Here is an 11,950-nt window from a genome sequence, read left to right as displayed (position 1 = left end):
CAATACGTAAAAAGACGTATTTTCGGGCATCCGCCTTCTGCGGTCCGGCTTCCTGAATCTGTCCTGGCGCAGGAACTTCAGCCGCTCATCACCCGTGCCGCCCGCCACAGGACGAGACCAGTTGCCGGACTGCCGAAATCCGGTTTGTCGCGCCGAGCTTGCGCAGGATGTGCTCGACGTGCTTCCCGACCGTTTTCGGCGCCACACCGAGGATCGTGCCGATTTCGGCATTCCGCTTGCCGAGGCCGAGCCAGTGCAGGATCTCCGCCTCGCGAGCCGAGAGGCCCGCGCGTCTCCCCAGCCTCATGAGGTCGACCGCGGCCGGTGACTCCTGCAGGCGGATGGCCGCGCCTCCACCCGCTCGCCGCGCCGGATAAAACCGCAGCCGCAAACGCCCTCGCGGAGCGTCGGCGAAGAGCGCCGGCAGGGGCGTGCTCCAGTTCCGGTCGGCCAGTTTGCGCGCGCAGCCCGTCAGCCAGTTTTCGACCGGAGGCGGAAGCATCGAAATCGACGAAGCGGGAGCACGTGACGGAAAATACGCCCGCAGCAGGGCGGCCTGTTCCGGCGCGACGCCGGCCGGCCGGCCGGCGGGTGTCAGTTCGATCCAGGGGTTGCCGGACCCCGGATGCAGCAACTGGCGGGCGTCGGCGGACACCCGGTGCAAGGCCGCCTGCACATGCTGGCGCAAAAAGGAAAGCGTCCGGATCTCGTCAGCGGTAAAGAGATGGCCCGCATTGAGGGTGTAGCAGGTCACGCCTCCGTTCCACGGAATGAGGATCGTCGCCTGATCCACCAGCGCCAGCGGGCGGAAGAGCTCGTTGTAAAAGGCCGTCTTTTCGAGCCTGGTCCGGGAAACGTGCCCGCGCAGGTGCGTGACCTCACTCGTGGTGAACCGGCCGGCGAGCGGACTGTCGGGAATGTAGATCTGATAGTCGCGCGGGATGGCAATTTCGCTGCGCAACGCCTCGGTCGAATACACGGAGAGATCGTTGCTGAAGGATTCATGCAGGGTAACGCCCGAACGGAAAGTCGAGTGGAGGACGCCGATCAGGCATTCATCGAGTTCCGCCATCGAGCGAGCCCCGTAGACGCTTCGCACGGTGGAGGAAAACCATCGAAATCCGGCGTATTCAGGAGACATGACGCAAGCGGCGGGGAAGAGTCTTCGCATCCGCGAACAGCGTGGGCGAAACAAGGGCACAGGACCTCAACGACATGATTTTTCCTGCCAGATTTGCGGAATCGGGCTGAACAGGAACAACGCAGGCGGAACGCACGGTTGCCCGGGATCTCCGGTTTTCGCGAACGGACTCGATGATCATGACTGCTGCTGGATGGACGGGAAGCCGCCAAAACCGATCCGGACCGGAGAGCCGGCTTCCCTCGCGAAACTGACCGGCTGCCGAAACAAACAGCAATCTCTTATAGCTTCGATCAGTTCTTTTTACCAATCGATAACAAGAACAGGAAATACGGCATTCTACGTATTCAGACCATAGTCAAAAGAGATTATGATAAGGCCCAAGCCATTTGATTATGGTCTAGCAAACTAACATCAACGAATAGAAAACATGAGATTGAAATCTGCCAGATTCGCATGGCTGGCTCTCGCCATCATGCCGTTCGCCCATGTCCGGGCGGATGACCCGACGCCACCGGAGCCAACGCCCACACCGCTCGGCTTCACCGGAGTTTTTTACGACCTCGACAACAACGCCCTCGTCCCGGGGGAAGGAGAGACGATCCCCACGCTTGACGTCGGCCGTCACATCGCCGGGCGCAATGTTCCCGTCCCGATCGGATCGCTGGTGCTCACCACCCAGGGGATCGCACCCGCCGAAGGCGAAGGCCCGCCACCGCTGATCCAGTATTCCACGGTAGGGGTGAGCAGCACGGGATTTGCCCAGTTTGGCAACGGATTGCGCCTCACTGCCGCCAGCAGCCAGTCCCTCGACGCCCCCGGCCAGAGCACCACACTGCAACTCGCCTACAATGGGCCCGTCGGCGCCTACAACACCACGCTTGCCCTGCCTTCCGCCACCGCCAACCGCTACACGGATGGCTCGGGCAATGTGCGCAACGAACTCGGCGGTTCCTGGACGAAACAGGCGAGCTACGGCAATGTCTTCGGCCAGCAGCAAATCCTGAACGCTTCCTCGTCGAAAGTCGCGTGGTACCGTCACCTCGGCAGCTCCTATCCGGTTTATGAGAGGGAACTGGTTGAAACAGCCCACTCGGAACTCCCTCCCATCATCTCCGGCTCGCCGGCAAACCAGGAGCTTGCCCGGGGTGATGCCGGAGCAGGCGTCGTCAATGAACGTGCGAACCCCCTGCTTGCCGCCGGGGGTGGTGAAAGCGGCGGTCTCGATCTGTCCGGCGTTACCCTCCATGTCACCGGCACGGCCGTCCTGGACCGGACAATCTCCGGCGGCACGGTTGACCTGGGGCGCCGGATGGTCGGGTCTGCTACCGTCACCGTCGATCGCACGGACAACGTCGGCCTCTATTCCTATGGCACAGACGACAACTACACGCGTCTGACGCTGGGAGCCTTCAACCTTTCCGGTGGCACCGGCGGCAGCAACTTCACGGCAGCACTTGGCAGTGACGCCGTCTTTAATTCATCGACAACGCCAGTCTCGCCGGTGGCGACGGTCGCGGTCAGCGGCCGGTTCACCCAAACGGCCACGGAGCTGGGCCGCAATTATGCCGGATTCGACGTTGCCGGGTACATCACCGGCGAAGGTCTGGCCGGTGAAACGGTGCAATCGCAACTGAACGTAGGCTATACGTGGGCAGTCGTGGACAACAACTCCCTCGTTTCGGGCAACCTGGTCGCTTTCACCTGGAATGACACCCCGGAATCGCGCAGCTACTACAATTATTCGGTGGGCCTGGAATTTTCGACCGAAACGCACACGTCCCTGTCGTGGAACAGCTCGGTCACGGTAAACGGCGCCTGGTCCGCCGGTATCCACGACCTGGGTACCACCACGCTCAGCGCCGCCAATGGCAGGGTGGTCGGCGAAGGACTGGAAGGCGAGGTTGTCTCCGCCACGACATCATTCCAGACCCGTCTGGTATCCATCGCTCATGCCGCGACCTCCATCGCGACCACGCCGCTTTCCACCACGGGAACCCTGGGTGATGGCTCCCGGATCACGATCGCAGACGGGGGCTCCGGCCTCTACCAGGCACAGACTCAAATCGAATCTGTTGGCATCAGCGGCGCGGATAACCTGAGCTTCGAATTAGGCTATTCCGGCAGTTCCCCGATTCTGGAGCACGGCGAAAGCCAGACGTTCGATGTCAACTTCGTGAAGGAGGTGGCTCCCTTGAGCGAAGGCGATCTCGGCCTGGTATTCCGGGCCGATCTGACCATCGGTCTTTCGGAATGGTTTTCCGAATACAGCATTCTGGATTCCCTGTCCGGTTTCAGCTACTCCGAGGACGCCCACGATTCCTATCTCACGTCTTCCTACAGGACCTACACATGGAAACTCGAGCACCGTATCGACGCTCCTGCCGCCACCACCGCCACCGCCACGGCAGCCGCCGGCACGGATCTCGGCAAGACAGGCTTCGTGCTGACCAACACCGTCGCCACGGAAGGCGGCGATGCCGGCAACACCAGCGCCCGCTTCGCCACCGCCACCAGCGTCGAACTGCGCGACGGCACCCTCACCGAAGAGCGCGAGATCGTCGTCAGCTTCAGCAAGCTCGACGACGAAGCCAACCAGGCGCGCGTCGCTGCGCTGGAGGACAAAAATACCAACGCATCCTCACGCGCCGCGCTCTTCGGCGGCAGCGGACTCACAGCGGACGAGATCGCGCCGGTCTTCACCAGCGACATCGTTTCCCTGACCGGTCTCGATGGCATCCAGCATGTCATCCAGATCACCTTCGATGCGGAAAGCGGCTCCGGCCTCCAGCAGGTCGTCTGGGAAAAAGTCACGGTCACGGGTGAAGGCGACGACGCCACCACCGAAATCGTCTGGGTCAACGCCGTCCTCGGCAACTCCAACATCAGCGACCTCGATCTTCTCGCCGGCACCCTGACCCTCGGCACGGAAACCGGCGTCCTTATCCAGAGCTACCTCGAAGCTCACTTCTTCGGCGGCAGCTACGATGACTATCTCGCCAGCCTCGGGGCAAGCCAGTCGGCAGAACTCGGTTTCTGGGGATATGACCGGGAAACCTCTGTCGCCTGGGCTGTGATCGACCACAATTCCAGCTTCGCGGTTGTATCCGCCATTCCCGAGCCCTCCGCCTGGGCTCTGGTTCTGGGAGCGGTGACAATCGGTTTCATCATCCTGCGTCGCCGGGCCTGACCGGCTTCGGATAAAAACGGAATCTCCATAGCCCCGGCCTGCGGGCTATGGAGATATCTCCCTTGCCGGCAAAATCTGTCGTACTCCCGAGGCAAGGGCCGGACGAGGGATCGGGGAACGCGAACCGGAGCTTGCCGCTCCCGCACGGAGGGTCGCAACGGCGGCGGCACGATGCTCCACCCCCAGCTTTTTCAGGATGTGCTCCACGTGTTTTTCCACGGTACGAGACGAAATGCCCAGAATCCTGCCGATAGCAGCGTCTGGCTCCCCCGCTGCAACATGCTCCAGCACTTCCCGTTCGCGGGGGGTGAGGCGCACCGGAAACGACATGGGCGGGAACCCGGACGGAGCAGGCCGCGCGCCGAGGTGCGCCGCCTGATCCGCAACATGGTGGACAAACAATGCGACCCGGAAGACCGCTCCATCGCGGGTGTGGCCACCGCTGCCGCCGTAGCCGCTCGCAACCGCATTTTCAGGATTTCGACCGGATTCACCGGTCGCCCGCCCGGCTGCCGCAGCCCGGAGCCGGAAGCGCCACTCCTCCCGTACGGACTCCGCGGCATCCGGCATCCACTCGTCGACGAGCCTTCCGGAAATTTCCAGCAACGACGCCGGGCTTCCGGCCGCGTGAATCTCCGCCAGTGTTTGCGAAAAGCGATGCAGCAACCCGGAAGACAAATGCTCTGCCGGAAGCTGAAGGCTGGAGGATCTTGTGGCCATTCGGAGGAAAAGAGCGGACCGGAATGGTCGGTTGCGCAGCCAGCCTCGCCAAAGGAACTTCGGGTTCAATGCCCGAGGACGCTCATGCCTGTATCCGGCAAATCTTATCAGATGTACTTAATGAACACTACAACCCGATAAGACCAAACGCCGCTGCCGGCACAAGCTGTCATCCGCTGATTCCCGGGAACGGTATCGGTTGCCTCGTCTCGACCCGATTCCGGCCTACTTGCCGGCTGCCGGAGCCTTGACGGGCATTACCGCATCGCCGGAAGTTTCGTCCAGATAGCGGACCATTTCTTCGGAGCGCGGCCAGGAAAGCTCCACATGCTGCCCGATCAGGCTCTCGCGAAGCAGGCCGGGGGATACGTCGGCAGGTGAGTCACACCGGTGCCGGATGGCCAGAGCCGCCGCAGTTCCCGCAGCCTGGCCGAGCTGCATCATCGTGCGCGAAAGCCGGCAACTGGACACCGCCACCGACGAGAAGCTCGCTCCGCGACATGCCACCATCAGATTGTCGAACTCCAGCGGCAACAGGCAGCGAAACGGCACGCCGTAGGGAGCGGCCAACTCGCGCGCGCCGGACCGGCCGGTCTCGTTGCCGTGCGTGTCCTTCGCGTGATCGGCGAGGGCGATGATGTCATCATGCCTCTGGCCGGCGAGCCCGGCGACCAGGTCGTGCTCGGTGAGCACGTAACGCCCGAGCAGGCGCGGTCCTTCCCGCACGCCGAGCGCCGGCGCCACCGATGCGAGGCGATAACGCTGAAATTCGGTAAACGTCGTCTGCAGGTGATGCCAGTGCGCGCGGATGCGGCGCCGGCATTCGGCGTAAGCGTCGGCGTAGCCGAGGCGCATCGCTTCGCATCCGTCCATGGTCGGCAGCGAATTGATGTTGTAATCACCACCCGGATACCGGGCGCACGACGCCACCGGAAAGCCCTCGTTCCACCAGCAATGACGGGGGATGTCCGGCGGCAGCGGTTCCACGCCCGCCTCTCCTGCGGGGCTGACACGATAACAAAGCGTGACGCCGTTGATGAAAGGACCCGGCGTCAGGGGAGCGCCCGGTTCGCCATAAAGCGACCGGGGCTCTTGCCCGAGCGAGGTCGCGCATCCGGCTCGCCGGCCCAGCACGATGTCGGCGGTGGCGTCCACGAAGCAGGAAGCCGTCACGGTTTTTCCATTGTCGAGGACCAGCGAGGTGATCTTGCGGCCTTCGCTCGCAAGATCGACCAACCGCGTGTTTTTCCAGAGAGTGCAGCAGCCGGTTTCCCGAAGCATCGCTTCCATCGCGGAAGCGTAAACGTCCGGCTCGAACTGCACGCCATGCCAGTGCTCGCGCCGGAAGCGTTCCTCGGCAAACGAGGGCGGCGCCCCGAAGCGGCGCAGGGTGTCGAGGTAGCGCCTGGCGGGATCGATCAACAATTCGGCCCCCGGAAACCTGCGACCCCCGTCGGCCGGTTGCCAAGCGATGTGCCGGCCGAAAGAATAAATGCCCACGGCTCCCGGATACCGTTGGAGGCGCCTGTAGAGGTCGAACGGAATGCCGGTCCCGCCCACACCGGGCTCCCATGTGTTGACTCCGCCGCGGACAGCGTTGCCGCCGAGCGAATCGCTTTTTTCCACCAGCAGCACTTCGCCACCGGAACGCGCGGCCGCCAGAGCAGCCGCGAATCCTCCGCTGCCTCCGCCCACGACCACCACGTCGAAGGCATGCCGTGTCGCTGATGTTTCAGGGGTGTCTGGCGATCCTGTTGCCATGGGAAGATTTTTCCGGTGCGGCGGCGGGGCGCGGGATGATGACCCGCCGGGCTGCGATGTTCACAGGGGAATGATTTCCTGCACCGTCGGCACTACGGTGAGGTCGAGGATTTCCAGGTGCGACGGTGCGCACACAATGTCGACAACGATTTTTCCCAACTCCGCCGGCCGGGTGCAGCGGGTGCGGATTTCCGGTGCCAGCGACGGATGTCCGGCAATGGCGGAAGCGTTGCCGAATTCCGTCGCACCCCAGGAAGGAGTCAGCGTGGTCACGCGGACACCGGCCTCGCGCAGCTCCGCATAAAGGCCTTTGCCCAGCCGTTCGACGCCGGCCTTGGCTGCAGAATACACCGACCAGCCTGGCCAGGAGTACCTCGCGCACACGCTGGAGATGTTGAGCATGACGCCACTTTTCTGGCGACGCATCACCGCCCCGACACGGCGACAACCGAAGAAGACCGACGTGAGGTTGAGCGTCAGCGTGCGGACGATCTCCTCGTCCGTCTGCCCGTCCACACAAGCGACCCGGCCGGCGGCGCCGGCGTTGTTGACCAGCACGTCGATCCGTCCGCCGGCGGCGAGCACGGTCGACACCACGCGATCCCGATCCTCCGGCCGTGTCACGTCGGCGACGATGGCCGTCGCCCCGATCCGGGCGGCGACCTGCCCGAGTTTCCCGGCGCTGCGGGCCGTGACAAAAACCGCAAAACCGGCCCGGCACAACGCCTCAGCGATGCCGGCTCCGTAACCGGCGGAGGCTCCAGTGACGATGGCCGTCGGCTTCGGACGCCCGGCAGGGAGCGGGTGCGCGGGATCATCGGGAGAGGAGTGCATGGATTGACAGAAAAACGATGTTCCGGGATTCCACGACCGGAGTTTTCCGTTAGGGTAACGGTCATGTCCGCCGCTGTCCCGCTTTCCGTCTCGTCCTCTCCTCCCGCACCGCCGTCTCTTCGCGACATCGCCCGGATAAGCGGGGTCTCCGAAATGACCGTCTCGCGAGCGTTGCGTTCACACCCCGAGGTTTCGGCGTCAACTCGCAAACGGGTAGTGGAAATCGCACGACGACTCGGTTATCAGGCTGATCCGCAGATCACCAGAATGATGGCTTACATGCGCGCGTCAAAAACCGGCCGGACCCGGGAAAATCTGGCGTTGCTCTGGCTCGACGCGCACCGGCGGGAAGTGGCGCGTAATCCTTTTCTGCAACGACTGCTTGCCGGGATCGGATCGCGCGCAGCCGCCCTGGGCTTCGGCCTCGAATCGTTTTATCCTGCCGAAGACGGGATCGGCATGGCGCGGCTGAGCGGGATCCTCGCCGCCCGAGGCATCCATGGCGTGATCATCTCTCCGCTGCTTCACCACACGGAATTCGGGATGACCCTGCGATGGGAACACTTTTCGACCGTGATCATCGGTCGCGGGCAGATCGGCCCCGCTCTCCATCGCGTCGCGCCGGACCACTGGCAAGGCATGACCTGCGCGATGAGAGAACTCCGGAGATCCGGTTACTCGCGCATCGGGCTGTGTGTCGGCGGCGGCAGTTTCCGCAGGCAGGATCATCTCTGGGAAGGCAGCTTCCTGATACACCATCCTCTCGGAATCCGTGAGGCGGCCCCGCTGATTCTGGCCGAACCGGATATCACTGTGGAACGGTTCGCCGCGTGGGCCAGAGAGCGACATCCCGAGGTGGTCCTGTTTCAGGGTGTGGAGCCTGAACGATTGCTGGCTGCCCTGCCCCTTCGGGTCTCCTCGAGGCCGGCCTGGGCCAGCCTCGACACACCTCCCGATGCCGCGGCGCGAGGAATCGCCGGGATCGACCAGCATTACGAAGTGACCGGCACCAATGCCGTCGATCTCGTCGCCGCCCATATCCTGCACAACGAGCGCGGACTTCCCGGCTCTCCCAAACTGGTCTTGTGCGAAGGCACGTGGCTACCCGGAAAGAGCGCGCCCCGACGTAAAAAACAGGCCGGACAGGCTTGCCCGGCAAACCGGCAAACGCCGCCGTAATACCTGTGTCCCGAAGGTTGTTGATTTTACACAAAGATCGCAAAGGTCGCGAAGGAGATAGCTGGCAATCCTTTGCGCTCTTTGCGGCCTTTGTGTAAAAATCCGGAAGCTTTGGGCCTTTGGTATAAGCAGTGGGGCGGGAAGCGGCCGGCTACTCGATCGCTTCCAGCTCGGACTGCGTCCAGGGTGTCTTGCGGTCGGCGGTGGCGGTGCGGACTTCCTTCACCTTTTCCGGCGTGACCGGGCCGGCGGTGTTGCCCCACTCCTGGCGGACGTAGGTCAGCACATAGGCGATGCGGTCGTCTTTCCAGTTGTAGCCACCGCCCGGACCGAAGGCCGGCATGTTCCCGTTGTAGGTCTCGCCATGCACCTTGAGTTCGCCGCTGAGGCCGTGCAGCAGGATGCGGATCACCCGCTCCTCGCTGCCCTGCGCCCACTCCGAACCGGCCAGCGGCGGATAGGTGCCCTTGATACCCTGCCCGGTCGCCTGGTGACAGGTCGCACAGGTCTGGAAAAGTTTTTTGCCCTGGGCGACCATCTGCTCGGGCGTCAGCTGCACGGGACCGGCCGAGGCTGCCGCCAGCTTCGGGTCGTAGCGTTCGTCGTAGACGAGCGGGTCGAAATCACCGCGATAGTGCACGAGGTAGATCGCGGAAATCAGGATCATCGCCGAGATAAACCCGAGCAGGAACAGGGGCATCGGGTGATAACCTTCGCTCGGTTCGCCATGCTCGCGGATCAGGATCGAGTGCACCTTCTGGATGCTCTCGTCGGTGACGGCGGCCTGTTCGAGCCGGGGATTGCTGGCCGGGGACGGATCGGAAGGCTGGCTCATTTCTGTTCCTCCTTCTGCTCCCCGGTTTGGGCGTCGGCCTTCACCTCGGCAGCCGGCGCGGCTTCGGCCGGCTTCGCTTCGCCTTCCTTCTTTTCCGGCGGCGGCGCGACATACACGCGGCGAGCCTCTTCGGGATAGGTGTACGGAGTGTCGTTCAGGCTCAGCAGGTAGTGCACGAGGTCCTCGGCGCGCTGGCTCGGGACGAGTTCGTAGCCGGGCTTGTCGATGCCATACTTGCGTTTTTCCTCGGGCGTGAAGAGGCGGTCGATCGCCTTGTCCGAGGGCTGGCCGACCACGGGGCGATAATCGAAAAGAAACGCGTACGGCTGCATGATCGAGCCGGGCGAGGTGAGCACGGGGTCGTACAGGTGCTTGTAGTGCCAGTCGATGCCGCCCTGGCCGGCATAGCGGGCGCCGACGTTGCGCAGGTCGGGGCCGGTGCGCATGGTGCCGAGGTAGACGCGTTGTTCCCGGATGTAGTCGCGGGCCACGCTCTGGCGCTCGCCCCAGTTGCGTTCGATGTCCACGCCGTAACCGGGACGGCGGACCTGCTGGGTGTGGCAGTAGACGCAGCCCATCTCCCGGTAAACATCCTTGCCGCGGGCGGCGGAGCCGGGGAGTTGTTGCGGCCAGGTCTTGCCTTCGTCCTCGCTGACGTAGGGCGTGAGTTTGCCGAAACTGATCTGGTTGGTCAGCACGATACCCGTCCAGGAAAAGGCGAGCGTGACGAAGATGCCGAGAAAGAGGATCGGTGCGCGATTCATCGGGCAGTCACCTCCATTTCAGAGCCGCTGGTAAAGAGGGTGGGCGCGGTGGAACCGGCCGGACGTTTGCGAAGGAGTATCCACACAAAGTTTACCGCGAAGGCGATGTGCCCGATCGTGATGAGGATGCCCGAGTAGGTGCGGAATTCCAGCCAGGGCAGCGTTACCTTCACGGTCTCGATAAAGGCCACCGGGTCTGTTCCCTCCTGCATGCCGAGGGACTCGGCGAGTTTCGGAGCGTTGGTCAGGATGCCTTGCAGGATGCCGCCCCAGGAGAGGCCGATGACGTAGGCGAGGATGCCGATGGCGGTCGCCCAGAAATGGATGCTGATCAGTTTCGCCGAGGGCCACTCCTTGAGGACGAGGCGGGGCATGATGTAGTAGATCGCCCCGAACATCACCATCGTGAAAAAGGCGTACATGCCCCAGTGCGCGTGGGCGATGGTGAACTGGGTGAAGTGCGTGATCTCGGCCCAGCTCCGCAGCGACATGGCCGAACCCTGGAGCGAGACGAGGGTGTAGTTGACCGCGCCGAAAACGATGAACCGCAGCGTGGGGCTGCTTTTCAGTTTCCCGAAGCTGCCGACCATCGTCATGTGGTGGTTGATACCGGTGACGATCACCGGGACGGTCATCATGAGCGAGGCGACGATGCCGCACGACTGCACCCACACCGGCACCGGGCCGCCGATCAGGTGGTGGACACCCGCCCAGTTGTAGAAGAGCGCGAGGGACCAGAAGCCGAGGATCGACAGGTAGTAACTGTGGATGGGCTTGCCGAGGACTTTCGGGAGAAAATAATACACGGACCCGAGGCCGATCGGCGTGAACCAGAGGCCGAGGACATTGTGGGCAAACCACCAGTTGACGAGACTCTGCACGGTGCCGCGCGCCGGCGAGAAAACGAGCATGATCTGCGCGATGGAGTAGAGCCACGGGAACCAGAAGAGCGCGGCGAGGATGTACCACTGCGAGACGTAGATGTGGCGCGACTTGCCGAAGCGGAAAGTGATGATGGCCCAGGCGCCGATCAGGGCGTAGGCGACAAAGAGGAGCGGCGTCGCGTAGGACGGCATTTCCAGCCACTCGATCGCGTTGGAATCGCCGCGCATGATGCCGATCACGCCGATGGTGACGCCGATGTTCCAGAATGCGCCCGCGATGAAGAGCAGGCCCGAGTGGCGGATCGTGGAACGCGAGAGCCGCGCCATCAGCCAGAAAGACACGGCGATGGCGGCATTGGTCGCCCAGCCGTAAATCACCGTGTTGAGGTGGACGGTGCGGGCGTGGCCGAACGAAAGCCACTCGATGTTGCCCAGAAAGTGCGGCTGGTGGAGCTTGATCGAGGCGATCAGCGCGTAGAGCGTGCCGACGAGGAGCCAGAGGACGGCCGAGCCGAGGAAAAAAATCGCGGGAGCGCGGGCGGAGGCGTCGATCTCGCTCAATTCGGCACGCACGGCGATGTCTTCGGCCGGCGTGGCGGGATTGAGGGAGGTGGTGAGGGCGGATGCGGACATTGCGGGCGG

General features: G+C 63.4%; 9 protein-coding genes. 2 read left to right on the top strand and 7 right to left on the bottom strand.

All coding sequences use genetic code 11. The features are described 5' to 3' along the window. Nucleotides 1-88: 88 nt before the first annotated feature. A complete protein-coding gene (locus tag OPIT5_22655; GenBank protein ID AHF92607.1) occupies nt 89-1,072 on the bottom strand; it encodes a LuxR family transcriptional regulator in 984 nt (327 codons plus the stop codon). Nucleotides 1,073-1,571: 499 nt separating this feature from the next. Here OPIT5_22655 and OPIT5_22650 point away from each other — a divergent pair, with 499 nt between their 5' ends. Continuing rightward, nucleotides 1,572-4,331, top strand: coding sequence for an anchor protein (locus tag OPIT5_22650; GenBank protein AHF92606.1), 2,760 nt, complete (start codon nt 1,572-1,574; stop codon nt 4,329-4,331). Between the two features lie 45 nt (nt 4,332-4,376). Here OPIT5_22650 and OPIT5_22645 read toward each other — a convergent pair whose 3' ends face one another. The 3 genes from OPIT5_22645 to OPIT5_22635 all read right to left on the bottom strand — a co-directional run bounded on the left by OPIT5_22645 (nt 4,377) and on the right by OPIT5_22635 (nt 7,646). Then, nucleotides 4,377-5,051 carry a hypothetical protein gene (locus tag OPIT5_22645; GenBank protein ID AHF94647.1) on the bottom strand — a complete coding sequence of 225 codons (675 nt, stop codon included), beginning with the start codon at nt 5,049-5,051 and terminating at the stop codon, nt 4,377-4,379. 225 nt (nt 5,052-5,276) lie between these two features. Beyond that, nucleotides 5,277-6,755: a hypothetical protein gene (locus OPIT5_22640; protein AHF94646.1), complete on the bottom strand. Its 1,479-nt coding sequence runs from the start codon at nt 6,753-6,755 to the stop codon at nt 5,277-5,279. Nucleotides 6,756-6,872: 117 nt separating this feature from the next. Continuing rightward, nucleotides 6,873-7,646 carry a hypothetical protein gene (locus tag OPIT5_22635; protein ID AHF92605.1) on the bottom strand — a complete coding sequence of 258 codons (774 nt, stop codon included), beginning with the start codon at nt 7,644-7,646 and terminating at the stop codon, nt 6,873-6,875. A gap of 267 nt (nt 7,647-7,913) precedes the next feature. Between OPIT5_22635 and OPIT5_22630 the strand changes: the two genes are divergently transcribed. Next, on the top strand, nt 7,914-8,825 hold the full coding sequence (locus tag OPIT5_22630) for a hypothetical protein (GenBank protein ID AHF94645.1): 912 nt from the start codon (nt 7,914-7,916) through the stop codon (nt 8,823-8,825). Nucleotides 8,826-8,976: 151 nt separating this feature from the next. On the opposite strand, the gene OPIT5_22625 is transcribed toward OPIT5_22630, so the two are convergent. From OPIT5_22625 to OPIT5_22615, 3 genes are read right to left on the bottom strand one after another with little or no spacing between them, the layout of a single operon-like run. Then, entirely contained in the window at nt 8,977-9,660 is a 684-nt protein-coding gene (locus OPIT5_22625) for a cytochrome C (GenBank protein ID AHF92604.1), read from the bottom strand. Then, the gene (locus OPIT5_22620) at nt 9,657-10,424 is read right to left on the bottom strand and encodes a cytochrome C oxidase (GenBank protein AHF92603.1); all 768 of its coding nucleotides are present in this window, start codon (nt 10,422-10,424) and stop codon (nt 9,657-9,659) included. The genes OPIT5_22625 and OPIT5_22620 overlap by 4 nt, the downstream gene beginning before the upstream one ends. Beyond that, complete coding sequence (locus tag OPIT5_22615) at nt 10,421-11,941, bottom strand: membrane protein (protein AHF92602.1); 1,521 nt, start codon at nt 11,939-11,941, stop codon at nt 10,421-10,423. The genes OPIT5_22620 and OPIT5_22615 overlap by 4 nt, the downstream gene beginning before the upstream one ends. Between the last annotated feature and the right edge of the window lie 9 nt (nt 11,942-11,950).

Source organism: Opitutaceae bacterium TAV5 (assembly GCA_000242935.3).
In the GTDB taxonomy this organism is placed as follows: domain Bacteria; phylum Verrucomicrobiota; class Verrucomicrobiia; order Opitutales; family Opitutaceae; genus Geminisphaera.
The sequence above is the reverse complement of the archived record's forward strand: the minus strand, read 5'-3'. Positions and strand labels throughout refer to the sequence as shown.

Bases quoted from the DNA above. Each gene is read 5' to 3' on its own strand.
- OPIT5_22630 (AHF94645.1), top strand. From the start codon at position 7,914: ATGATGGCTTACATGCGCGCGTCAAAAACCGGCCGGACCCGGGAAAAT.
- OPIT5_22615 (AHF92602.1), bottom strand. From the start codon at position 11,941: ATGTCCGCATCCGCCCTCACCACCTCCCTCAATCCCGCCACGCCGGCC.
- OPIT5_22655 (AHF92607.1), bottom strand. From the start codon at position 1,072: ATGGCGGAACTCGATGAATGCCTGATCGGCGTCCTCCACTCGACTTTC.
- OPIT5_22620 (AHF92603.1), bottom strand. From the start codon at position 10,424: ATGAATCGCGCACCGATCCTCTTTCTCGGCATCTTCGTCACGCTCGCC.
- OPIT5_22635 (AHF92605.1), bottom strand. From the start codon at position 7,646: ATGCACTCCTCTCCCGATGATCCCGCGCACCCGCTCCCTGCCGGGCGT.
- OPIT5_22650 (AHF92606.1), top strand. From the start codon at position 1,572: ATGAGATTGAAATCTGCCAGATTCGCATGGCTGGCTCTCGCCATCATG.
- OPIT5_22645 (AHF94647.1), bottom strand. From the start codon at position 5,051: ATGGCCACAAGATCCTCCAGCCTTCAGCTTCCGGCAGAGCATTTGTCT.
- OPIT5_22625 (AHF92604.1), bottom strand. From the start codon at position 9,660: ATGAGCCAGCCTTCCGATCCGTCCCCGGCCAGCAATCCCCGGCTCGAA.